Annotated in this window: 18 protein-coding genes and 1 pseudogene; 1 reads left to right on the top strand and 18 read right to left on the bottom strand. The window is 71.8% G+C overall.

All coding sequences use genetic code 11. From position 1 onward, the window contains the following. Positions 1–54 precede the first annotated feature (54 nt). The 15 genes from lepB (SXIM_RS21845) to nsdA form a co-directional block, all read right to left on the bottom strand. Positions 55–1,008, bottom strand: a complete 954-nt coding sequence (gene lepB / locus SXIM_RS21845) for a signal peptidase I (protein WP_030738325.1) — start codon at positions 1,006–1,008, stop codon at positions 55–57. Beyond that, a complete protein-coding gene (gene lepB / locus SXIM_RS21840) occupies positions 908–2,077 on the bottom strand; it encodes a signal peptidase I (RefSeq protein WP_246156913.1) in 1,170 nt (389 codons plus the stop codon). The genes lepB (SXIM_RS21845) and lepB (SXIM_RS21840) overlap by 101 nt, the downstream gene beginning before the upstream one ends. After that, positions 2,070–2,771, bottom strand: coding sequence for a signal peptidase I (gene lepB, locus SXIM_RS21835; protein ID WP_030738332.1), 702 nt, complete (start codon positions 2,769–2,771; stop codon positions 2,070–2,072). The genes lepB (SXIM_RS21840) and lepB (SXIM_RS21835) overlap by 8 nt, the downstream gene beginning before the upstream one ends. A 33-nt stretch (positions 2,772–2,804) precedes the next feature. After that, a complete protein-coding gene (gene rplS, locus SXIM_RS21830; RefSeq protein ID WP_030738334.1) occupies positions 2,805–3,155 on the bottom strand; it encodes a 50S ribosomal protein L19 in 351 nt (116 codons plus the stop codon). 133 nt (positions 3,156–3,288) lie between these two features. Further along, entirely contained in the window at positions 3,289–4,098 is an 810-nt protein-coding gene (trmD, locus tag SXIM_RS21825) for a tRNA (guanosine(37)-N1)-methyltransferase TrmD (RefSeq protein ID WP_046724931.1), read from the bottom strand. After that, positions 4,095–4,646: a ribosome maturation factor RimM gene (gene rimM, locus SXIM_RS21820; protein WP_030738341.1), complete on the bottom strand. Its 552-nt coding sequence runs from the start codon at positions 4,644–4,646 to the stop codon at positions 4,095–4,097. The genes trmD and rimM overlap by 4 nt, the downstream gene beginning before the upstream one ends. Before the next feature lie 102 nt (positions 4,647–4,748). Beyond that, a complete protein-coding gene (locus SXIM_RS21815; protein ID WP_019435522.1) occupies positions 4,749–4,988 on the bottom strand; it encodes an RNA-binding protein in 240 nt (79 codons plus the stop codon). A 1-nt stretch (position 4,989) separates the two neighbouring features. Beyond that, positions 4,990–5,439, bottom strand: a complete 450-nt coding sequence (gene rpsP / locus SXIM_RS21810) for a 30S ribosomal protein S16 (protein ID WP_046724930.1) — start codon at positions 5,437–5,439, stop codon at positions 4,990–4,992. Positions 5,440–5,675: 236 nt separating this feature from the next. Next, entirely contained in the window at positions 5,676–6,293 is a 618-nt protein-coding gene (locus SXIM_RS21805; protein ID WP_030738346.1) for a hypothetical protein, read from the bottom strand. Between the two features lie 110 nt (positions 6,294–6,403). After that, entirely contained in the window at positions 6,404–7,819 is a 1,416-nt protein-coding gene (gene proS, locus SXIM_RS21800) for a proline--tRNA ligase (RefSeq protein ID WP_030738348.1), read from the bottom strand. A 65-nt stretch (positions 7,820–7,884) separates the two neighbouring features. Beyond that, entirely contained in the window at positions 7,885–9,438 is a 1,554-nt protein-coding gene (gene ffh, locus SXIM_RS21795; protein ID WP_030738350.1) for a signal recognition particle protein, read from the bottom strand. Positions 9,439–9,516: 78 nt separating this feature from the next. Continuing rightward, a complete protein-coding gene (locus SXIM_RS21790) occupies positions 9,517–12,087 on the bottom strand; it encodes a [protein-PII] uridylyltransferase (protein ID WP_046724929.1) in 2,571 nt (856 codons plus the stop codon). Between the two features lie 56 nt (positions 12,088–12,143). Then, positions 12,144–12,482 carry a P-II family nitrogen regulator gene (locus tag SXIM_RS21785; RefSeq protein WP_030738355.1) on the bottom strand — a complete coding sequence of 113 codons (339 nt, stop codon included), beginning with the start codon at positions 12,480–12,482 and terminating at the stop codon, positions 12,144–12,146. Continuing rightward, positions 12,479–13,768, bottom strand: a complete 1,290-nt coding sequence (locus SXIM_RS21780) for an ammonium transporter (RefSeq protein ID WP_043178748.1) — start codon at positions 13,766–13,768, stop codon at positions 12,479–12,481. The genes SXIM_RS21785 and SXIM_RS21780 overlap by 4 nt, the downstream gene beginning before the upstream one ends. Before the next feature lie 323 nt (positions 13,769–14,091). Beyond that, a complete protein-coding gene (nsdA, locus tag SXIM_RS21775; protein ID WP_046724928.1) occupies positions 14,092–15,615 on the bottom strand; it encodes a transcriptional repressor NsdA in 1,524 nt (507 codons plus the stop codon). Positions 15,616–15,949: 334 nt separating this feature from the next. Here nsdA and SXIM_RS21770 point away from each other — a divergent pair. Continuing rightward, positions 15,950–16,638, top strand: a pseudogene (locus SXIM_RS21770) (bifunctional DNA primase/polymerase). 90 nt (positions 16,639–16,728) lie between these two features. Here the strand turns inward: SXIM_RS21770 and ftsY are convergent. The 3 genes from ftsY to SXIM_RS21755 form a co-directional block, all read right to left on the bottom strand. Further along, positions 16,729–17,967, bottom strand: a complete 1,239-nt coding sequence (gene ftsY / locus SXIM_RS21765; RefSeq protein ID WP_030738367.1) for a signal recognition particle-docking protein FtsY — start codon at positions 17,965–17,967, stop codon at positions 16,729–16,731. A 45-nt stretch (positions 17,968–18,012) separates the two neighbouring features. Beyond that, complete coding sequence (locus tag SXIM_RS21760) at positions 18,013–19,437, bottom strand: sugar porter family MFS transporter (protein WP_030738370.1); 1,425 nt, start codon at positions 19,435–19,437, stop codon at positions 18,013–18,015. Positions 19,438–19,554: 117 nt separating this feature from the next. Next, positions 19,555–23,463, bottom strand: coding sequence for an AAA family ATPase (locus SXIM_RS21755; protein WP_030738372.1), 3,909 nt, complete (start codon positions 23,461–23,463; stop codon positions 19,555–19,557). Positions 23,464–23,643 lie beyond the last annotated feature (180 nt).

Genomic DNA, 23,643 nt, shown 5'->3' with positions numbered 1-23,643 from the left:
ACCCTCCAGATTTTTGGTCCGGAGTGACTCTACCCAGCGCCGGATGTCCCACGATCAGCGTTGTGCCGACTCCTCCTTGCGGAGCAGTGTCCGGCGCCGCCACAGCACCAGCGGGACGGCCAGGGCCAGCCCCAGTCCGGCCGGGCCGGCCGCCGTAGCGACGGCGGTGGCCATCGCCGCACTGGGAATGTCGTCGTAGCTGGAGGGGACGGGCAGGGTGGACCAGCGGTTCACCGGCCAGGCGACGACGATGGCACGGCCGACGACTTTGCTCTCCGGCACGGTGCCGCCGCCGGGGAGGTTCTGGTGGTAACGGGAGTCCAGCGAATCCTGCCGGTGGTCACCCATCACCCACAGCTCGCCGTCCGGGATGGTGATCGGCCCGAACTCCTGGTCGTCACAGGCCGTGTTGCCGGGGAAGAGGTACTCGCTCTCGTCCAGTTCCTTGCCGTTGAGGATCACCGGACCGCCCTTGCGGCACGAGACGGTGTCGCCGCCGACCGCGATCACCCGCTTGATCAGGTCCTGGTCCTCGGCGGAGGGCATCAGGCCGATCCAGCTCAACCCCTGCTGCACGGCGGCGCCGAATCCGCTCTGCTCCGGGCTCTCGCCCAGCCAGCCACCCGGGTCGTTGAAGACGACCACCTCGCCGCGCTCGGGGGTGGACCCGAACCAGGGGGTGAGCTTGTCGACCAGCACGCGATCGCCCCGCTGCAAGGTGTTCTGCATCGAGTTCGAGGGGATCGAGAACGCCTGAACCAGGAAGGTCTTGATCAACAGCGCCAGCACGATGGCGATGCCGATCAGGATCGGCAGCTCCTTCCAGAAGGAACGCTGCTTCTTGCCCGGTGCCGGCGTGCTCTCGCCGTCGTCGGGCTGGTAACCGCCCTTGCCCTGACCCTCGGGGTCAGGACCGTCGCCTGGGGGCTCCTCGCCAGATGCTCCGCCGCCGGGACTCACCGGGGATTCCTCCGGATCGTCCGCACCGGACCGTGCACCGACTGCCACATCCCCCACATCCACTCCTCACGCTGCGTTTCTGCCCATGCGGTATCCGCCACAGGCCCACTACTCCCATAACGAGCGGAAGTTCCACAGGGATCGGGAGTGGCGCCAAAACATTGTTCCCGAGCGTGGCCCGTTCCGGCGGAGCGGCCCGCGCCTCGGCGTCCTCGACCGTCCCGTCCGTCCCGGCCGGGTCCGGCACCGCCGCGAAGACGTCGGTGGCGTCCAGCCGCTGCCAGTGGGAGAACGGCCAGGCGATGACCACGGCACGGCCCACGACCAGCTCAGTGGGAACCGTACCCTGATCCGGCCCCTCCAGGTGGTACCGGGAGTCCGCGGAGTTCGACCGGTGGTCACCCATGACAAAGATGTGCCCCTCGGGCACCGTCACGTCGAACTCGATCCGTGAAGGCGGATTCCCGGGGTAGAGGTAGGGCTCGTCCACCGCGACGCCGTTCACCGTGATCCGGCCGGCCTCCTCGCAGCAGACCACCCGGTCCCCGCCGACCCCGATCACCCGCTTGATCAGATCCTGGTCCTCGGCGGAGGGCAGCAGTCCGATCCAGGTCAGCCCGTCCCGCAGTTGCTTGATCCCGGCCGGCGGATCGCCCGCGGCGGCCTGCGGGTCCTGCTCCAGCCAGCCGCCCGGGTCCCGGAAGACGACCACCTCACCACGCTGCGGCTCCCAGCCGAACCAGGGGGTCAGCTTGTCCACCAGCACCCGGTCGTCGATCTTGATCGTCTGTTCCATCGACCCCGACGGGATGACGAACGCCTGGACCAGAAAGGTCTTGAGTACCAACGCGATCAGGAGCGCCACTCCGATGAGGATCGGTATCTCACGGGTGGCGCGCAACCGCCGCCGCCGCCTGATCCGCTTCGCCGCCCGCCGCCGGTCCGCGCGGCCCTCGCCGGGCCCGCGCAGCGTGGGCCGGTCCGCCGCGCCCTCCGCCTGTTCCCCGGGCTGCCCGTCCAGATCCTCCGGAGCGTCGTGCTCGGCGCCCCGCGGTTCCTGCGGTGCCCCACGGCCCAGCCGTCCACGCCCGCTTCGGGGCTTCCCCCGCTCACCCATCGCCGGACCGCAGTGAGCTCATTCTGCTGGGCGGCCAGCCGATCCAATCGGCCCGGCCGATCACCTTGTCCTCGGAAATCGTGCCACCCCCTGGGGCCCCCAGATACTCCCGGGAGTCCGCCGAATCGGAACGGTGGTCACCCATTACCCACAACCGTCCCTCCGGCACCTCGATGTCAAACCTGACCGTCGACGGCTCGTCCCCCGGATACAGATAGGGCTCGTCGAGCGGTTCACCGTTCACCTCGATCCGCCCCTGGGCGTCGCAACAGACCACCCGGTCCCCGCCGATCCCGATCACGCGCTTCACATAGTCGGTACCCGACGCCGGAGCGAGACCCACCACGGCGCCCGCCGTGCGCAACAGACCGCCGAACAGCCCGGGCTCCTCCGGCTCGGCGGCGAAGGTGCCGGCGCCGTCGAAGACGATGACATCGCCGCGCCGGATCTCCCCGCCGAAGCTGTACGCGAGCTTGTTGACCAACACCCGGTCACCGACCTGGAGCGTGCCCTCCATGGAACCGCTGGGGATGACGAAGGGCTGCACGACATAAGCGCTGGTGAGTCCGAAGACCAGCACCGTGCTCAGCAGCGAGACGGTCCAGACACGCACGGAGCGCGACCGCCACCACCTGCCCCATTCGGAGCCGGAGGAGCGGTCGCGCTCCGGAAGTTGTGCGTCGGATTCGGTCACGCCTGATGGTAACCGGCCATCGGGCGGGGCCGATCAGCGCTCGCGCTTCTCCTTGATCTTGGCGGCCTTGCCGCGCAGCTCGCGGAGGTAGTACAGCTTCGCACGGCGGACGGCGCCGCGGGTCACGACCTCGATCTTCTCCACGACGGGAGTGTGCACCGGGAAGGTACGCTCCACGCCCACGCCGAAGCTGACCTTGCGGACCGTGAAGGTCTCGCGGATGCCGGAGCCCTGGCGGCGAATGACAACGCCCTTGAACTGCTGCACACGGGAGCGGTTGCCCTCGATGACGCGCACGTGGACGTTGATGGTGTCACCGGGCCGGAAGGCCGGGACGTCGTCGCGCAGCGACGCGGAGTCGACAGAGTCGAGAAGGTGGGTCATGTCTGGCTGCTCTCCTCGCGGATGCCACAGGTCATCAGCGGTTCTGGTCATGGTGGGGACACTTCGGTGCGCTCTCCGCCGGCGGGCGTCGATCCCCCTGTGGCAGGGTCGCGCGCGGGCGGGGTGAGCCGGGCTATTCTTCCACGCCCGGTGACCCGGGCTCAAATCGGCCGTCCGGCCGCGGCCACCAGCCCTCGTCCGCCAGGGTCGCGCGGTCCCGTTTGTCGAATGCCCCCGGCTCGGCACCGGCGATCAGATCAGGACGGTGGGCGACCGTACGGCGCAGCGCCTCGTCCCTGCGCCAGCGGGCGATCTTCCCGTGGTGCCCGCTGACCAGCACGTCGGGCACCTCGTGCCCGCGCCAGCTGGGCGGTTTGGTGTAGACCGGGCCCTCCAGCAGAGCCGCCATCGTGCCCGGGGCGAAGGAGTCGTCCTGGTGGGAGGCGGCGTTGCCGAGCACGCCGGGGAGCAGCCTGGCGATGGCCTCGGTCATCACGAGCACCGGGGCCTCGCCGCCCGCCAGGACGTAATCGCCGATGGAGACCTCACGCACGGGCAGCCGGGCGCCGTACTCCTCGATCACCCGGCGGTCGATCCCCTCGTACCGGGCGGGGGTGAAGATCAGCCACGGCGCGGCGGACAGCTCCACGGCGAGCCGCTGCGTGAACGGCACTCCGCTGGGGGTGGGGACGATCAGCTCGGGGGTGCCCTCGCCGTCCGCGATGATCGCGTCCAGCGCCTCTCCCCAGGGGTCGGGCTTCATGACCATGCCAGGGCCGCCGCCATAGGGCGTGTCGTCCACGGTGTGGTGCCGGTCGTGCGTCCACTGGCGCAGATCGTGCACCCGCACGTCGAGCTGTCCGCGGGCGCGGGCCTTGCCGACCAGGGAGACGTTCAAGGGCTCCAGGTACTCGGGGAAGATACTGACGACGTCGATCCTCACCGCCGGCCGTCCTCCGCGCCGTCGCCGCCGGCGTCCGCCGGCTCCTCCAGGAGCCCGGGCGGCGGGTCGATGACGGCGCGCTGCTCGGTCAGGTCGATCTCGGGAACGATCTCCTCGACGAAGGGGATGAGCGCCTCGCCGCCGCCGGGACGGGCCACCACGAGCAGATCCTGGTACGGCAGGTGCGAGATCTCGGTGATCCGGCCGATGTGGGTGCCGTCACGGGTGACCACGTCGAGGTCGATCAACTGGTGGTCGTAGTACTCCTCCGGGTCGTCCGGGGTCTCCTCGGGGTCCACCTCGGCGATCAGCAGGGTGTTGCGCAGGGCCTCGGCTCCGCTCCGGTCGCTCACCCCGGCGAACCGCAGCAGCAGCCGCCCGCTGTGCACCCGGCCGGTCTCGATCGTCAGCGGTCCGGTGCCGGGCGGATCGGTGGCGAGCACCGTGCCCGGTGCCAGCCGCGCCTCCGGCTCGTCCGTCCGTACCTCGACGGTGACCTCGCCCTTGATGCCATGGGCACGCCCGATGCGGGCTACAACCAGCTCCACGGTGACTGTTCCGTCTCTTCCCTCAGTGCTGCGCGAACAGCCGAAGGCCGGGGGCGCTGTGCTCGGCCCCCGGCCTTCGGTGTGATGCCATCGCGACGGGTCCTAACGGACCTCGTCCACGTCGACCAGATCGACCCGGATGCCCCGGCCGCCGAGCGCGCCCACGACCGTACGCAGCGATCGGGCGGTCCGGCCATTGCGGCCGATCACCTTGCCGAGGTCGTCGGGGTGCACCCGGACCTCCAGCACGCGCCCACGGCGCAAGGTGCGCGAGGCGACCTGGACCTCGTCGGGATTGTCGACGATGCCCTTCACCAAGTGCTCCAGGGCCTCCTCAAGCATCTCAGCCCTCGGTCGACTCGGCCGGAGCGTCGGCGCCCTCGGCGTCGGCCTTCTTGTCGGCCTTGTCGCTCTTCTTGGCCTTCTGGGTGATGGCCTCGCCCTTGGGCTCGCCACCCGACTCCTTGGCCGCGGCCTCGAAGAGGGCGCGCTTGTCGGGCTTCGGCTCGGCGACCTTCATCGGCGGCGGGGCGGGCAGACCCTTGAACTTCTGCCAGTCACCGGTGACCTTCAGAATGGCCAGCACGGGCTCGGTCGGCTGGGCGCCGACCCCCAGCCAGTACTGGGCACGCTCGGAGTCGACCTCGATGCGCGAGGGGTTCTGCACCGGGTGGTACAGGCCGATCTCCTCGATCGCACGGCCGTCACGGCGGGTGCGGGAGTCGGCGACGACGATGCGGTAGTGCGGCGAACGGATCTTGCCCAGTCGCTTCAGCTTGATCTTGACTGCCACTGCTGTGGTGTCTCCTGAGTCTTGACGTATGGGCCACAGCGTTCTGCCACGTGGGGTTGCGGCTCAGGAGGGCCCGATGGACGCGCCAGCCGAAGGCGAGAGGGTCCTGTACGACTGTCGAGTTCAGCGTTTCATTCTGCCACATGGGCACAGGCCCGAAGCACGCCCGGGTAAAGGTGGGGGGACCGGCGCTCGGCGCCGCCCCGGGGGCGTCTCAGGAGACGGGCCCGATCGCGTCACACGGACGCGGCGACCGCCATCGTCTTCCCGGCCACTGCCGTCTCGGCGATCTGGAAGGGCTTCTTGCAGGCACCGCACATGATGGGAGCCTGTGCGAGGACGGAGGGGACGACTCGCACGTTGCGTCCGCATTCGCAGACGGCCTTGACCCGTACGCCGCCACCGGAGGAACCGTGGCGGGCGGCGGGCCCGCGGAAACTGCGCTTGGTGTCGGTGGCGGTCGCCGCCAGGTGGGCCTTGAGGGCTCGCTGGAGGCGCTCGGCCGTGGGTCGGTAACGCCTGCGGGCCTCGGCGTTCATGGTCACCAGGGAGAATCCGCTGCTGGGATGCGGATCCTCTGCGTGGTCGAGACCGAGCTCCTCGGCGATCGCCAGGAAGCGGCGGTTGTGATACCGCCCCGCCCGGGAGGTGTCCCGCACTCCGCGGGCGGCGGCGATGCCATGCACGGCCTCGTGCAACAGTCGTTCGAAGGAGAGCTCGTGTCCACAGGCGGACGACGACTCCCCGATCAGGGATTCAGGGGCGGCCAGGTCTGGCAACTCCGGGTGGTGCCGTTGAATGTCGGCCCACGCGTGCGCCAGCTCGGCGGCGAGAACTGGTGGTGTCGTGCTCACGTCGTGTGTAACGAGCAAGGCCCACCGGGTGTTCCGATTCCGGTGCCAAGTCCGCGAATTTGCACTTACCCGTCAGTTCATGGCGACGCCGAAATCCCCGGAGATCTCGGTCAGTAGGCGCGACCCACCACTGCGACCGTACCGGGTGCGTCGTCCGAGGCCGGCACCGACCCGTCCGCCGCCACCAGGACCCGCACCGACACGGCGTCCTGCGCCAGGCGCGCCTCGCCCTCCGGACCGAGATCCGCCCAGGGGATCCGCGCCCAGCCGCCCGCCGCGGCCGCCGCCACCGCCTCCTCGACGCCGGACACCTCGGCGGTACGGGCCTCACGCCGCTCGCGCGACTCGCGCAGCAACTGCGCCTGGTCCTCCTCCAGCAGGCCCGGCAGCAGCCCCGGCAGCGCAGCCAGCGCCACCGGCTGCTTCCCGCCCGGGATACGGCGCACCAGGATGGCCGCTCCGTCCGCCAGATCGCGCGGACCGATCTCGACCCGGGCCGGTACGCCCTTCAGCTCCCAGTCCACGGCACGCCGCCCGAAGGGGATCTCCACGCGCTCATCGGTCTCCACCCGGACCCCCGCCGCACGCAGTGCCGCGGCGGTCTCGTTCACCGCCGTCAGCACCGCCCCGTCGCCCTTGACCGCGAGCACCACCGCCTGCACCGGCGCCAGCCGCGGCGGCACCCGCAGCCCCTGATCGTCACCGTGGGACATGATCAGCCCGCCCACCATGCGAGTGGAGGCGCCCCAGGAGGTCTGCCACACCAGCCGACGCGCGCCGTCCGGGCCGAGATAGCGGGTGTCGAAGGCCTTCGCGAAGTTCTGGCCCAGCTCATGACTGGTGCCCAGTTGCAGCGCCTTCCCGTCGCGCATCATGCCCTCCAGGGTGAGGGTGTTGATGGCGCCGGCGAACCGCTCCGCGGGGGACTTGCGGCCCAGGACGACGTCGATGGCCAGCACATTGCGCAGGAAGTCGGCGTACACCTCGCGGTGGATGCGGGCGGCGTAGTCGCGGGCCTCCTCGTAACTCGCGTGCGCGGTGTGCCCTTCCTGCCACAGGAACTCGGTGGTCCGCAGGAAGACCCGCGGCCGCATCTCCCAGCGCACCACGTTCGCCCACTGGTTGATCAGCAGCGGCAGGTCGCGGTAGCTGTTCACCCACTTGGAGAAGTACTCGTTGACGATCGTCTCCGAGGTGGGCCGGACCACCACCGGCTCCTCCAGGCGCTTGCCGCCGCCGTGGGTGACCACCGCCAGCTCCGGTGCGAAGCCCTCCACGTGCTCGGCCTCGCGGCTGAGATAGGACTCGGGGATGAACAGCGGGAAGTAGGCGTTACGGGCACCTGCCGCCTTGATCCGGGCGTCCAGCTCCTGCTGCATCCGCTCCCACAGCCCGTATCCGTACGGTCGGATCACCATGGTGCCGCGCACCGGCCCGTTGTCCGCCAGCTCGGCCTTGCCGATCAGGTCCTGGTACCAGCGGGGGAAGTCCTGGTCCTGCGGGGTGAGTACGGGAGCCTTGGCCATGGCGGACATGGTACGGCGCCCGGAGACGTGCGGTACGTCTCCGGGCGCCGTGGGCACCGCTTCGGTCACTTGGGGGGCAGCATGTCCCGGAACTCCTTGGGCAGTTCGAAGTCGCCCGGGTCCTGGCCCGCGCCGGGGACACCGAAGGCGGCACCGCCGCCCTCGGCCTTGCGCTGGGCCTCGGCGCGTTCCTGCTGCTGACGCTTCATCGGGTTGCCCGACTGGCGCTTGCCCTTGGTCTTCTTCTGCTGCTTGCCCTTGCGCTTGCCCGCGCCGCCCATGCCGGGGATACCGGGCATGCCGGGCATCCCGCCGCCCTGGGCCATCTTCGACATCATCTTGCGGGCCTCGAAGAAGCGCTCCACCAGGCCCTTGACCGTGGAGACGTCGACCCCAGAGCCGCGCGCGATACGGGCCCGCCGCGAGCCGTTGATGATCTTGGGGTCGGCTCGCTCGGCCGGCGTCATGGACTTGATGATCGCGGCGGTGCGGTCCACCTCGCGCTCGTCCAGGTTGTTGATCTGCTCCTTCATCTGGCCCATGCCGGGCATCATGCCGAGCAGCTTGGAGATGGAGCCCATCTTGCGGACCTGCTCCATCTGGGCCAGGAAGTCGTCGAGGGTGAACTCCTTGGGGCCCTTGGCCAGCTTGGAGGCCATCGCCTCGGCCTCTTGCTGGCTGAAGGTGCGCTCGGCCCGCTCGATGAGGCTGAGCACATCGCCCATGCCCAGGATCCGGGAGGCCATCCGGTCCGGGTGGAAGGCGTCGAAGTCGTCCAGCTTCTCGCCGTTGGAGGCGAACATGATCTGCCGGCCGGTGACCTGGGCGATCGACAGCGCCGCACCACCGCGCGCGTCACCGTCCAGCTTGGAGAGCACCACACCGTCGAAGCCGACGCCGTCGCGGAAGGCCTCCGCGGTGGTGACCGCGTCCTGGCCGATCATCGCGTCGACGACGAAGAGCACCTCGTCCGGGCGCACGGCGTCCCGGATGTCGGCGGCCTGCGCCATCATCTCCTGGTCGATGCCCAGGCGGCCGGCGGTGTCGACGACGACCACGTCGAACTGCTTGTCGCGGGCGTGGACCAGGGAGTCCTCGGCGACCTTGACCGGGTCGCCCACGCCGTTGCCGGGCTCGGGGGCGAAGATGCCGACGCCGGCGCGTTCGGCGACGACGGCGAGCTGGTTGACGGCGTTGGGCCGCTGGAGGTCGGCGGCGACCAGCAGCGGGGTGTGGCCCTGCTCCTTCAGCCAGCGGCCGAGCTTGCCGGCGAGGGTGGTCTTACCGGCACCCTGGAGGCCGGCCAGCATGATCACGGTGGGCGGGTTCTTGGCGAACCGCAGCCGCCGGGTCTCGCCGCCGAGGATGCCGATGAGCTCCTCGTTGACGATCTTGATGACCTGCTGGGCGGGGTTGAGCGCCTTGGAGACCTCGGCGCCCCTGGCCCGCTCCTTGATCTGCCCGATGAAGGCGCGCACCACGGGCAGGGCGACATCGGCCTCCAGCAGGGCGATACGGATCTCGCGCGCCGTGGCGTCGATGTCCGCCTCGCTGAGGCGGCCCTTGCCCCTGAGGTTCTTGAACGTCGCCGCTAGGCGGTCGGAGAGTGTGTCGAACACGGCGCTGGCGGATCCCTTATGCGTCGGCGGTCTCGGATGAGCGGTGCCCTCCAGCGTATCCGTATGACACGGGTACGGTCAGCCCGCGGGTTCGGCGGCTTCCTGATCGGGGGTGGGGGCGAGGGCGCGTTCCAGGTCCTGGGCGAGCTGCGCGGCCTGTTCGGCGGGCAGTGGGCCGCCGGTCGGGCGGGTCACGTAGAAGGCGTCGACCGCGTTGGCGCCGAGCGTGCTGACGTGGGCGCTGCGTACCCGCACGCCCGCGCCCTCCAGGGCCCGGCCGATGCGGTGGAGCAGCCCGGGGGCGTCCTGGGCCCGGACCTCGATGACGGTGGCCAGGGCCGAGCCGAATGGTGCGACGGTGACGCGCGGCGGCGGGGTCCGCGGCGTCCTGCGGCGCGGGCGGCGGTAGGCGGCCTCGCGCTCGGCGAGCCGGCCGGTGATGTCGAGGGAGCCGTCCAGGGTGCGGACCAGGTCGGCGCGCAGCCGTTCGGCCTGCGGCAGGGAGCCGTACGCGGCGGCGACCCGCCACTGGAGCAGCAGCACCTCGCCCTGCCCGGCGGGGTCGACGCTGCTGAGTTCGGCGGAGCGGACGGTGAGCCGGTGCAGGGCGAGGACGCCGGACACGGCGGGCAGCACGCCGGGCTGGTCGGGCAGGGCGACGACGAGCTCGACGCCGACGGGTTCGGGGCCGGCGGCGTCGCCGTCCGGGAGGTCCGGGGACGGCGCGGCGTCGGCGCGGCCCGGTTCCCGCCCGGTGGGCGGCGTGGCGGGGTCGGGGCGGGCGGTGTGCAGGGCGAGCACCGGGGCCTGGGTGCGGAAGGCCTCGATGGCCAGCCGTTCGGCGGCGACGGTGGCCCGTGGCGGGACGGCGCGCGGCGAGGGGCTGCCCTCCTCCAGTGCGGCGGCGACCCGCGCGGTGAGGTCGTCGATGAGGGAGGCCCGCCAGGTGGACCAGGCGGCGGGGCCGGTGGCCAGGGCATCGGCCTCGGTGAGGGCCTGGAGGAGTTCGAGGGTGCCGGTGGAGCCGACGGCCGTGGCGACGTGAGCGATGGTGGCGGGGTCGGCCAGGTCGCGGCGGGTGGCGGTCTCCACGAGCAGCAGGTGGTGCCGTACCAGGGTGGCCAGCACCTCGGCGTCGGCGGGGCCGAAGCCGATGCGGGCGGCCATGTCGCGGGCGATGGTCTCCCCGGCGACGCTGTGGTCCCCGGGCCAGCCCTTGCCGATGTCGTGCAGCAGGGCAGCGACCAGCAGCAGGTCGGGACGCTGGACGCGGCGGGTGAGCGCGGAGGCGCGGACGGCGGTCTCGACCAGGTGCCGGTCGACGGTCCAGCGGTGCACGGGGTTGCGCTGGGGGCGGCAGCGCACGCGTTCCCAGTCGGGCAGCAGGGCGTCGATCAGCCCGCCGGCCTCCAGTGCCTCCCACACCGGGACGGTGTCCGGCCCCGCGCCGAGGAGGGTGATGAACTCCTCGCGCGCTTCCGCCGGCCACGGCGCGGGGAGCGGGGCGGCGCCGGCGGCGAGCGCGTGGACGGCGGGCATGGCCAGCGGGAGCCCCGCCTGGGCCGCCGCCGCGGCGGCGCGCAGCGGCAGCACCGGGTCGCAGTCGGGACGGGCGGAACGGGCCAGCACGACCTCGCCGTCCACCTCGACCACGCCTTCGGCGAGCGGGGTGCGCTGTTCCGCCGGGTTGACCCGGCGGCCGCCGCGGCCGCCGAGCAGCTGTCGCAGCCGGGGCCGGGCGGCGCGCGAGCGCAGTACCCGGCCGACCTCGCGCCAGGTGACGTCGGAGGCGTAGGAGATGGTGCGGGCCGCCTCGTACACGCGGCGCAGCAGGGCGTCGGCGTCGAGCATGCCGAGGGCCTTGGCGACCTGGTCCTGGTCCTCCAGGGCGAGCCGGTCGGTGGCGCGTCCGGTGGTCAGGTGGAGGGCGTCGCGGATGTCCAGGAGGGTGGAGCGGGCGGCTTCGAGGCCGCTCCGGGGGGCGTCGGCGATCCAGGAGGCGGCGACGGCGCGCAGCGCGGTGGCGTCGCGCAGGCCGCCGCGGGCCTCCTTGAGGTCGGGTTCGAGGAGGAAGGGCAGTTCGCCGTGGCGGCGGGCGCGTTCGCGGCCGAGTTCGTGCAGGGCCGGGAGGCGGGCGGGTGCCTGGGCGCGCCACTGTGCGAGCAGGGCGGTGCGCAGTTCGGTGGTGAGGGCGGCGTCGCCGGCGATGTGCCGGGCGTCCAGCAGGCCGAGATGGACCTTGAGGTCGTTCGCGGCGGTCGTGTGAGCCTCGCCGAGGGTGCGGACGGAGTGGTCGAGGGCGATGCCGAGGTCCCACACGGGGTACCAGAGGCGGTCGGCGAGGGCGGCGATCTCGGCGGCGCTGCCGGTTCCGTCGTGCAGGAGGAGCAGGTCGAGGTCGCTGCGGGGGGACAGTTCGCCGCGTCCGTAGCCGCCCACGGCGACGAGGGCGACGCGGGGGCTGTGCGGCCGGGGGCCGAGCAGGCCGGTGAGCCAGGTGTCGGTGAGCTGCGCGAGTTCGGCGCGGCGCGGCGGCCCGGGCCGGGTCTGCTCGGCGAATGGTTCGCCCAGCAGACGCAGCCTGGCCGCCGCGTACCCGCCGCTGGGGCCCGTGTCCGTGCCGGTGGTGGATGTCGACTCCGCCGTCATGCGGTCCCCAGCTCCTGTTCAGATCGTCAGGTGGTGCCTTGTCGCGGTGCCCGGTGTCACAGGGCGTCGGGGCCGCGGTCGCCGGTGCGGACCCGTACGGTCGTCTCGACCGGGACGCTCCAGACCTTTCCGTCACCGATCTTGCCGGTGCGGGCGGCCTTGACCACGACGTCGATCAGCTGCTCGGCGTCGTCGTCCTCGGCGAGGATCTCCAGGCGGATCTTGGGGACGAGGTCGACGGTGTACTCGGCACCCCGGTAGACCTCGGTGTGTCCGCGCTGCCGGCCGTAGCCGCTGGCCTCGGTGACGGTCATGCCGTGCACACCGAAGGCCTGGAGGGCCGACTTGACCTCGTCGAGACGGTGCGGCTTGATCACTGCGGTGATGAGCTTCATGCGTCCACCTTCTTCTCACCGGAGGCCGTCTGGGCGGTCGCCGGAACGCTGCTGGCCACGGACACCGAACCGGTGCCGGTCTGGCTGAAGTCGTACCCGGTCTCCGCGTGGTAGACCTGGTCGAGCCCGGCGGTCTCGTCGTCCTCAGTGGCCCGGAAGCCCATGGTGGAGTCGATGATCTTGGCCAGGATCCAGGTGACGACGAAGGAGTACGCCATGACCGCGGCCGCGGCGACGGCCTGGAGGGCGAACTGGGCGAAGCCGCCGGCACCGTCGATGGCCAGGAAGCCGACCAGCAGAGTGCCGATGATGCCGCCGAAGAGGTGGACGCCGACCACGTCGAGGGAGTCGTCGAAGCCCAGCTTGTACTTGAGGCTGACGGCCCAGGCACACACCGCGCCGGCGACCAGGCCGATGAGCAGGGCACCCATCGGGTTGACGTTGGCGCCGGAGGGGGTGATGGCGACCAGGCCGGCGATCGCGCCGGACGCGGCGCCGAGCGTGGTGTACGCGCCGTGCCGGATGCGCTCGTAGGCCAGCCAGCCCAGGACGGCGGTGCCGGTGGCGACCATGGTGTTGAGGGCCATCAGGGCGGTGGTGCCGTTGGCGGCGAGCTCCGAGCCGGCGTTGAAGCCGAACCAGCCGAACCACAGCAGGGCGGCACCGAGCATGACCATGGGCAGGTTGTGCGGACGCATCGGGTCCTTCTTGAACCCGACGCGCTTGCCGATCACCAGGACTGCGGCGAGGGCCGCGACGCCGGCGTTGATGTGGACCGCGGTACCGCCGGCGAAGTCGATGACCTCGCGCCCGTCGATCTCCAGGCCGCCGATCCAGCCGTTGTCGCCCCAGACCCAGTGCGCGACGGGGAAGTAGACGATGGAGACCCACAGCGCGATGAAGACGGCCCAGGCGCTGAACTTGACGCGCTCGGCCAGGGCACCGCTGATCAGGGCCGGGGTGAGTACGGCGAACATCAGCTGGAACACGGCGAAGGTGAGGAGGGTCTCGGAGCCCTCGACACCGAGCATTCCCTTGAAGCCGATGAAGTCGAGGTTGCCGATGATGCCGCCGCCCTCGCCGTTGACGCTGTCACCGAAGGCGATGGAGAAGCCGTAGAGCACCCACAGCACGCTGGAGATGCCGGTGGCGATGAAGCACATCATGAGCATGTTCAAGGCGCTCTTGACACGGATCATGCCTCCGTAGAAGAAGGCGAGGCCGGGGGTCATCAGCATGACCATAGCGGCACAGATCACCACAAAAGCGATATCTGCTGCTTCCAACGTGAACGTCTCCTCAGAATGACGACCCGTGCGGGCAGGATCTTGGGCGGGTCAGGATGCGCCACAGGCTCTCGGAGGGCCGTTTCCGGTGATGGCCGCCCATGTTTCGCATGGGTGACGATGAGTAGCCGCATGTTAAGCAGAGATGAAATGGACCTGACCGTCACCACGCCCGTACTACGGTGTGCCGCACTGTCCTCCCGGAGTGCGGACAGGGAACCGGCCGCGGCGGGCCGACCCGGAGAGGACCTGGTGGGAATGCCGGGTCGGGTGCTCCGGGCCGGCCGCCGCGGCCGGGGATGAGGAGAGGGCGACGGGCGCGCTCAGCAGGCCCGTACCACCTCGTTTTCCGGGAGTTCCGTGGTCAGCCGCTCGGTCAGACCGCGTACGGCGGACACCTCGCCGAAGTCCCGCAGCGCGTTGGCGGAGGTCTTGCGCAGCCGGGTGTTGACCCGCTCCGAACGCAGCCGCCGGGCCAGCGCGATGGCCTGCTCGGCCCGCTCCGCGGCGGCCTCCGGCTCCCGCTCCAGCAGGTGCACGGAAGCCATGCCGATCAGGTTGAGTGCATACGACCGCTGGTGGCCGCCGTTCTCCTTGCCCTCGCACTCCGCCGCGAACAACTGCACCGCGCGCTCCATCTCCGGGCGGGCCAGCGAGACATAGGTGGGGCTGCGTCCGGCGACATAGGCGAGATCGCGGTAGGAGTGGGCATTCTCCGACTTCAGTTCGGCCTCGGAGAAGAAGCGGATCCACGGCGGGTCCTGGTCGGCCCGGCCCGCCTCCGCGAACGTCTCCTCCGCGGCGCGCGCCGCGCGATGGCACTTGGGCGGGGCCCCCATGGTGGCGTAGGCGCGCGCCTCGATCGCGTAGAGCATCGCCTGGGTACGGGCGGTGGCTCCCTCGCGGCTGCCGTACTGCGCGAGGTGGATGAGTTCCAGGGCGTCCTCGGCCCGGCCCAGATGGATCATCTGCCGGCTCATCTGGGACAGGATGAACGCTCCCAGCGGCCGGTCCCCCGATTCCTTGGCGGCGTGCAACGCGAGGACGAAGTACTTCTGCGCGGTGGGTTGCAGTCCGATGTCGTAGCTCATCCAGCCGGCCAGTTCGGACAACTCGGCGGTGATGCGGAACAACCGCCTGCGCACCGGCTCGGGGTGGGGCTCCTGGAGCAGGTCCGTGACCTCGTGCAACTGGCCGACGACCGCCTTGCGGCGCAGTCCGCCGCCGCACTGCGCGTCCCAGGCCCGGAATTCAGCGGTGGTGGCCTCCAACTGTTCCAGCTCGGGCACCGACAGATTTCCGCGCCGCCCATCGGGGCCGGCGGGCGCGGGCAGCGCGATGATCCGGGCGCCGCCCCCCGATGCTCCGGGGGCGGGTGCTTCGGCGGAGGTGGGCACCAGCCAGCGCTGCATGGGCTCTATCAGCGCGGGGCCCGCCGACATCGACAGCGAGGTGCCCAGGAAGCCGCGCCGGCCCAGCATCAGGTCACTGCGGGAGAACTCGTTGATCAACGCCACCGTCTGCGGGCCGGCCCAGGGCAGGTCGATGCCGGAGACGGCGGCGGACTGGCGGGCGGAGCGCAGCCCCAGGTCCTCGATGCCGACCACGCAGCCGAACCGCTCGGAGAACAGCTCCGACAGGATCCGCGGTATCGGTTCGCGCGGTTGTTCGCCGTCCAGCCAGCGGCGCACCCGCGAGGTGTCGGTGCTGATGTGGTGGGCGCCCAGCTCCCTGGCCCGGCGGTTGACCTGGCGGGCCAATTCGCCCTTGGACCAGCCGCTGCGCTGGAACCAGGACATGAGCCGTTCGTTGGGAACCTTCTCGGAGGTGCCGCCGTCAGTGCCCACAGTTACGCCCCCATTCCGGCCCGCATGCCGCGCGGGCCGATGGCCGTCGCCTCGCCGTACCGATCTGACGCGCCGTCTGCTGACATCCCGTCTATGAATCTACCGAAAGTAATCCTATGATCACCGACGCGCTGGAGGCGCGGCGGGTAATCGCCACCATTCGCCACCCCTCCGATTGAACCTATTGCCCAGCGTGCGCGCTTCACTGATACGGGGGATGCACGGCCTCGGGCGGAAGGAAGCACAGCGGGGGCGCGCGCTGCGCAGAACGTGCTCCCCCCGGCCTCAGCCCGACGATCGTAACTATCCGTATACCCGACCCGTTGGAGAGTGCATGGGCTTCACGATCGACGGACTGCGGGAGATCCGGGAGCTGCGGCTGACAGGCAGGTTGCCGCGCCGGCTGGTCCGGAACCCGGTCCGGATGGCGGTCGCCGAGTACACCGGCCTGTGGGGCTGGGACGTGACGCCGGGTGCGCGCGCCGTGCGGCGCGGGCCCGGTCCCGGGCGCCCCGAGTGCTCCTGCGGACGCGCCGACTGCGCCTCCCCGGGTGCCCATCCGCTCAGCGCCGGCCTCACCATCGCGGCGGGCAGCTCACTGCGCCAGGCCCTGGCCGACTGGGACCGTACCCCCGGCGCCACCGTCCTGCTGCCCACCGGACGCGACTTCGACGTCATCGAGGTGCCGCGCGGACCCGGCCGTCGTGCCCTGCTGCGTCTGGAACGCATCGGGCTGCCGCTGGGGCCGGTCGCCGAGGCGCCGCACGGTCGTGTGTGGTTCTTCGTCGCGCCCGGTGCCGCCGCCGAGCTCCCCCACCTGCTGTACCGGATGGGCTGGGACGACGCCCTGCCGCAGCTGCGCTGTCTGGGGCCCGGGGGCACATCACGGCGCCGCCGTGTGAGCACGGCGGGCTGGGCCCGGTGCGCTGGCTGCGCCCGCCGAACCTGGAGAGCTCCGCACCACCACCGGCCCGGCTGCTGATCGGCGCGCTGGCGTACGTGTGCCACCGCGCCGCCGACTGACCCGCCACCCGGGGCGGGGCGGGCCCGCCGGGCCGGCCCGTCCCCGGTCGCCGGCTCCGGCCGGGCGCAGGCCCGCGACCAGCAGGTCCTTCAGCCGATCAGCGCGTCGACGAACGCCTCGGGCTCGAACGGCGCCAGATCGTCCGCACCCTCCCCCAGGCCCACCAGCTTCACCGGCACCCCCAGCTCCCGCTGCACGGCGATCACGATGCCGCCCTTGGCGGTCCCGTCCAGCTTGGTCAGCGCGATCCCGGTGATGTCGACGACCTCGGAGAAGACCCGCGCCTGCACCAGGCCGTTCTGGCCGGTGGTGGCGTCCAGGACCAGCAGCACCTCGTTGACCGGGCCCTGCTTCTCCACCACCCGCTTCACCTTGCCCAGCTCGTCCATGAGGCCGGTCTTGGTGTGCAGCCGGCCCGCGGTGTCCACCAGCACCACGTCGGCGCCCTCCGCGATCCCCTCCTTGACGGCGTCGAACGCCACCGAGGCGGGGTCACCGCCCTCCGGTCCGCGCACCGTACGGGCGCCCACCCGCTCGCCCCAGGTACCCAGTTGCTCGGCGGCCGCGGCACGGAAGGTGTCGGCGGCGCCGAGCACCACCGACTTGCCGTCCGCGACCAGCACCCGGGCGAGCTTTCCGGTGGTGGTGGTCTTGCCGGTGCCGTTGACCCCCACGACCAGCACCACGGCGGGGCGCTCCTCGCCCTCCACCGAGACGCCGCCCTCGGTGTGCACCGCGCGGTCAAGGTCGGGACCGATGACCGCCAGCAGTTCCTCGCGCAGCAGCGCGCGCAGTTCCTCGGGGGTGCGGGTGCCCAGCACGCGCACGCGCTCCCGCAGCCGTTCCACCAGCTCCTGAGTGGGCGTCACGCCGACGTCCGCCGAGAGCAGGGTGTCCTCGATCTCCTCCCAGGTCTCCTCGTCCAGCCGCTCCCGGGAGAGCAGGCTGAGCAGCCCCTGACCGAGCGCCGATTGCGAACGTGAGAGCCGGGCCCGCAGCCGTACGAGGCGGCCGGCGGTGGGCTCGGGGGTCTCCAGCGGCGGCGCGGGGGGCGGCGGGGCGACGGGCGGCAGCACCACGTCCTCGACCGTGTGCCGGGCCTCCTCGGTCGTCGCGGGCTCCGCCTCGTCGCCCCGTTGCGGCTCGGTGGGCGGCGCGGTGCCTGTGCCTGTGGCGCCACCGGTGCCGGTCCCGGTGTCGATGCCGGTCCCGGTGCCTTCCTCCTTCGTCCGGGGCAGTGCCTTCTTGCGGCGACTGCCGACGACCAGCCCCGAGATCGCGGCGATGGCGACCAGAGCGATGACTACGACGAGAATCACGGTTTCCATAACGCGACTCAGTATCGCGGATGGCCCCCGCCACCGGCGCGGGACTCAGCCCATCTCCTCCAGAGTCTTCCCCTTCGTCTCCGGGACGCACAGCCACACGAAGGGGATCGAGAGCAGGGCGAAGACCGTGTACATGACGTACGCACCGGACAGGTTCCAGTCCGAGAGCGAGGGGAAGCTCTGGCTGACGGCGAAGTTGGCGACCCACTGCGCGGACGCCGCCACGCCGAGCGCGGCGGCCCGTACCCGCCCGGGAAACATCTCGCCCAGCAGCACCCACACCACCACGCCCCACGACAGGGCGAAGAAGAGCACGAAGCCGTGCGCCGCGATCAGCGCCGCCGTGCCCTGTGCGTGCGGCATGTGGATGGCGTCCCCGGTGCCGGTGCGGAAGGAGAACGCCCACGCCGCCACGCCAAGCGACACCGCCATTCCCACCGAGCCGACGAGCGCCAGCGGTTTGCGGCCGACCCGGTCCACGAAGAGCATCGCGATCACGGTGCCGGCGATGTTGATGATGGAGGTGGTGAAGGAGTAGAAGAACGAGGTGTCGGGGTTGACGCCGACCGACTGCCACAGTGAGTTCGAGTAGTAGAAGATCACATTGATGCCCACCAGTTGCTGGAAGACGGACAGCCCGATGCCGATCCAGACGATCGGCAGCAGCCCGGCCCGGCCACCCAGCAGGTCCCGCCAGCCGGACTTGTGCTCACCGTGGATCCCGGCGGTGATCTCGGCGACCCGGGCCTTCAGATCGGTCCCCGGGGCCTCCACGTCGGCGAGCACACGGGTGGCCTCGGCGTGGCGCCCGCGCAGGATCAGATAGCGCGGCGACTCGGGGATGCGCAGCGACATCAGCCCGTACGCCAGCGCCGGCAGCACCTCGATGCCCAGCATGATCTGCCACGCCTCCAGCCCCAGCAGCGGGCCGCGCTGATCACCGTTCGCGAGGGTGACCACGCCCCAGTTCACCAGCTGGGAGACCGCGATACCCAGCACGATCGCGCCCTGCTGGAACGAGGCCAGCCGGCCGCGGTACTCCGCCGGGGAGACCTCGGCGATGTAGGCCGGCGCGATCACCGACGCCATCCCGATCGCGACCCCGCCCACGACCCGCCACAACGCCAGGTCCCAGACCGCGAACGGCAGCATCGAACCGAGACCGCTGATGAAGAACAGCACCGCGGCCAACTGCATCACTTTGATCCGGCCGATCCGGTCCGCCAGCCGACCCGCGATCATCGCGCCGAGCGCCGCACCCAGCAGCGCGATGGCGACGACCGTGCCCAGCGTTCCGGAGGCGACTCCGAATCTGCCTCTGATGCCCTCCACCGCGCCGTTGATGACGGCGGAGTCGTAGCCGAAGAGAAAGCCGCCCATCGCGGCGGTGGCGGCGATGAAGACGACGAAGGTCAGATGCGGCGGCCGGCCCTGGCGGGCCTGGTGTTCCGCCGAAGCGGTACTGGTCACGGCACGTCTTTCCGGAGCGGGCCGACGGCACCCGCGCCGTCGGCCACGAACGACACTGTCGCCATCAAGTCCCGCACATCCGCGCCGCTCCCACCACCCGGGGAGACCCGCCGCAGGTCAGCCCAGGCGCTGGCTGATCACCTTCGAGACGCCGTCGCCCTGCATCGACACGCCGTACAGCGCGTCGGCGACCTCCATGGTCCGTTTCTGGTGAGTGATCACGATCAGCTGAGAGCTGTCCCGCAGCTCCCGCATGATGCGGATCAGCCGCTGGAGGTTCGTGTCGTCCAGCGCCGCCTCCACCTCGTCCATCACGTAGAAGGGGCTGGGGCGTGCCTTGAAGATCGACACCAGTAGCGCCACCGCCGTCAGCGAACGCTCACCGCCGGACAGCAGGGACAGCCGCTTCACCTTCTTGCCCGGCGGCCTGGCCTCCACCTCCACGCCGGTGGACAGCATGTCGGCGGGATCGGTGAGAACGAGCCTGCCGTCGCCGCCGGGAAACAGTCGGGAGAAGACCCCCTCGAACTCCCGGGCCGTGTCGTGGAACGCGTCCGTGAACACCTGCTCGACGCGCTCGTCGACCTCCTTGATCAGTCCCAGCAACTCGGTCCTGGTCTTCTTCAGGTCCTCCAGCTGCTCGCTGAGGAACTGGTGCCGCTCCTCCAGCGCCGCGAACTCCTCCAACGCCAGCGGATTGACCTTGCCCAGCTGCTTGTACGCGCGCTCGGCAGCCTTGAGGCGCTTCTCCTGTTCCCCGCGCTGGAAGGGGCGCGGCTGGTTGCGCGGATGCGCGGGATCGTCCGGCAGCGTCTCGCCCTCGGCGGGCGGGGAGGGCGGCACCGGCTGGTCCGGACCGTACTCCGCGAGCAGCGCCTCGGGTTCGACGCCCAGTTCCTCCAGCGACCGTTCTTCCAGCTGGCGGATCCGCAACCGCTTCTCCGCGCCGAGGACCTCGCCCCGGTGTACGGAGTCGGTGAGCTTGTCGAGTTCCGCCTTCAGTTCGCGTCCGGCGGCGCGGGCGGTGGACAGGGCGTTCTCCTTGGCCGCGCGGGCCGTCTCGGCGGCGGCACGGTCCTGCTCGGCCCGGGTGAGCGATGCCTCGACGTGGGCGAGCAGCTGTGCGGCGCCGTCGGCCACCGCGGTCGCGACGGCCACCTCGTGGCGCAGCCGGGCGCGCCGCTGCTCGGCGCGGGCCCTGGCCTCGCGTTCGGCGCGGGCGCCGCGGTCCAGGGCGTCCGCCCGGCCGGCCAGCGCCTTGACGCGCTCCTCATGGGTGCGGACCTGGAGCCGGGCCTCCATCTCGGTCTGCCGGGCGTTGGCGCCGTCGGCGGCCAGCCGGTCGCGCGCGGTGGTGTCGGGGTCCTCGTCGTCCTGCGCCGCGTCCTCGGCGACGGCCAGCCGTTCGGCCAGTTCCTCGGCCTGCGCGGTCGCGGTCTCCAGAGCCTCGCGGGCGCGGGCCACGGCGGCGGCGGAGCGCTCGGCCTCGCCCGCGGCGGCGCGAGCGGCGCCGGCCAGCCGGCCCAGGTCCTGGCCGACGCGGGACCGTTCGCGCTCGGCGGTGGTCAGGCGGCGGCGCAGGTCCTCGGCTTCCGCCGCGCGCTCCCGGCGTTCGGCCTCGGCCGCCGCGCGGGCCCGGGTCAGTTCCTCGCAGTGCGTCTCCAGCTCGCGCAGCCGGGCGGCGGTCTCGTCCACCGACGCCTGGACCTCCAGCAGGCTGGGGGCGGTGGCCGAACCGCCCTGGGCGAGACCGCGGCTGAGCACATCGCCCCCGGCGGTCACGGCCGTGAGTGCGCCGGCCCCGGCCAACAGGTCCGCCGCGTCGTCGAGGCCGGCGACCACGACGGTGTCGCGCAGGAGCCAACGGACGGTGGCGAGGATGTCCTCGGGCCCGTCTACGAGATCGGCTGCGGCGCGGCGGGCGGTGGGATCCGTTCCTTCGACAGTCCGGGCCGGGGGCGTGCCGGGGCCGTGGCCGCCGCCGGAGCGGGCGGTGGGCAGCGCCCCGCCGCGCGGCTGCCCGGGGGTGTGGTCGCGCTGCGCCTGGTCCTCGGCGAGGGCGGCCCGGACGGCCGGCCCCCCGGTCGGCCCGGCACCGGCCGCGACGGCACGCTCGGCGCCGCCCGGCCGGCCCGGCCCATGTCCGTCCCCGGGGCGCTCCAGCTCTCCAGCGGGCCCGGCGGCGGTGGGCGCGGTGGGGCCGGGGTGTTGTCCGGCCCGGTCCCCGGGCCGCGCGGCGGCGGAGTCTCCGTGCTCCCCACCGGCGTCTTCGATGGGCCGTGGGGCCCTCGCTGCGGGGACGGCCTTCGGCGTCGTGACCAGGAGGGCGGCGCGCCCGGCGTTGGTGGTGCGGAGGAGTTTCAGCGCCTCGACCGCCGTGCCGGGTCCGTCCACCGCGATGGCGTCGGCGGCGGCGCCGAGAGCGGCGGCGACCGGCACTTCGAAGCCGGGGGTGACGGTGAGCAGTTCCGCGGCGGGGCCCAGGACTCCGCCAAGGGTGTCCGCCGCCGCCAGCAGCGCGCCGGAGCCGTCCTTGCGGCGCAGTCCGAGGGAGAGCGCTTCGTGGCGGGCGTCGAGGGCGGCGCGTTCGCGTTCGGCGAGGGTCAGGGCGTCCCTCGCCGCGCTCAGGGCGGCGTCCGCCGCGGCGAGGCGTTCGCCGGCGCGCTCGTGCTCGGCGGCCAGTTCACCGTCCCCGGCGTCCCTCCCCGCCACTTCGTCGCCGAGTGTCCGGTGTTCGTTCCGCGCGCTCTCCGCGCGCCGCGTCGCGTCCTCGTGCGCGGCGGTGAGCCGGTCGATCTCCGCCTGGGCGGCGGCGGCCCTGCTGCGCGCGGCGGCGGCCTGACCGTGCAGCCGGGCCAGACCCTCGCGGCGGTCGGCGACGGCGCGGGCGGCGTCCCGCAGGCGGCGTTCCTCGGCTGCCAGCTCCCTTTCCAGCCCCGCGCGGTGCTCGACGGTGTCCTCCAGGGCACGCCCCGCGGCCTCCAGGGCGGCTTCGAGTTCGGCTTCCTGTTCCCTGATCCGTGCCGCCTCGCGCGCCATGTCCTCCGGGTCGCGGCCACGGCGTTCCTCCGGCTGACCGCTCCCCGCGCTGGCGATCCGGGCCTGGGCCAAGGACCGGGTGCCGCGTACGCGCTCGGCCAGCTGGGAGAGTTCGTACCAGGTCTGCTGGGCGCCCTGGAGCCGCGGCGTGAGGGCTCTCACTTCCTCCTCCAGCGCGGTCTCGGCCCGCGCCGCCTCCCGCAGCCGCTGCTCCGCCGTCTCCTTGCGCTCCTTCAGTGCGCTCTCGTCCGCGATCTCGGCGGCCAGCGCGCGGCGCTGCGTCGTGAGTTCGTCGGCCAGCAGCCGCAGCCGGGCGTCGCGCAGGTCGGCCTGGATCACGGCCGCGCGGCGTGCGACGGCGGCCTGCCGGCCCAGTGGTTTGAGCTGGCGGCGCAGTTCATCGGTGAGGTCCTGGACCCGGGCGAAGTTGGCCTGCATCGCGTCGAGCTTGCGCAGGGCCTTCTCCTTGCGCTTGCGGTGCTTGAGGACGCCGGCCGCCTCCTCGATGAAGGCGCGGCGTCCGGCGGGGTCGGCGTGCAGCACGGAGTCGAGTTGCCCCTGCCCGACGATGACGTGCATCTCGCGGCCGATGCCGGAGTCGGAGAGCAGGTCCTGGACGTCCAGCAGGCGGCAGGTGTCGCCGTTGATCTGGTACTCGCTGCCGCCGTTGCGGAACATGATGCGGGTGATCGTGACTTCGGCGTAGTCGATGGGCAGCGCGCCGTCGGCGTTGTCGATGGTGAGGGAGACCTCGGCACGACCCAGCGGCGGGCGCCCGGTGGTCCCGGCGAAGATGACGTCCTCCATCTTCCCGCCGCGCAGGGATTTGGCGCCCTGTTCGCCCATGACCCAGGTCAGCGCGTCCACCACATTGGACTTGCCCGACCCGTTGGGGCCCACCACACAGGTGATGCCGGGTTCGAAGCGCAGCGTGGTGGCCGAGGCGAAGGACTTGAAGCCGCGCAGGGTCAGGCTCTTGAGGTGCACGCCGTCGGACTTTACTCCCCGGCCTTACCTGATTGGCCGTTTCGACGCGGGGGATGGGGGGCACATCAGTAGTTGAGCCAACGCGGTCCGTAGGCCGGCCGGGAGGCGGCCGGGTACAGAGCAGAACAGCAGAAGTGGTCCGCACATGACGAAGGGACGCCGAAGCGTCCCTCGCATGAT

Origin of the sequence: Streptomyces xiamenensis (genome assembly GCF_000993785.3) — a bacterium.
GTDB lineage: Bacteria > Actinomycetota > Actinomycetes > Streptomycetales > Streptomycetaceae > Streptomyces > Streptomyces xiamenensis.
Note: the sequence above shows the minus strand (reverse complement) of the source record. Positions and strands in the feature narration are given on the sequence as shown.

Bases quoted from the DNA above. Each gene is read 5' to 3' on its own strand.
- rplS (WP_030738334.1), bottom strand. From the start codon at position 3,155: ATGACCCACCTTCTCGACTCTGTCGACTCCGCGTCGCTGCGCGACGAC.
- SXIM_RS21815 (WP_019435522.1), bottom strand. From the start codon at position 4,988: ATGCTTGAGGAGGCCCTGGAGCACTTGGTGAAGGGCATCGTCGACAAT.
- ftsY (WP_030738367.1), bottom strand. From the start codon at position 17,967: ATGGAAACCGTGATTCTCGTCGTAGTCATCGCTCTGGTCGCCATCGCC.
- lepB (WP_246156913.1), bottom strand. From the start codon at position 2,077: ATGGGTGAGCGGGGGAAGCCCCGAAGCGGGCGTGGACGGCTGGGCCGT.
- proS (WP_030738348.1), bottom strand. From the start codon at position 7,819: ATGGCCAAGGCTCCCGTACTCACCCCGCAGGACCAGGACTTCCCCCGC.
- SXIM_RS21785 (WP_030738355.1), bottom strand. From the start codon at position 12,482: ATGAAGCTCATCACCGCAGTGATCAAGCCGCACCGTCTCGACGAGGTC.
- SXIM_RS21790 (WP_046724929.1), bottom strand. From the start codon at position 12,087: ATGACGGCGGAGTCGACATCCACCACCGGCACGGACACGGGCCCCAGC.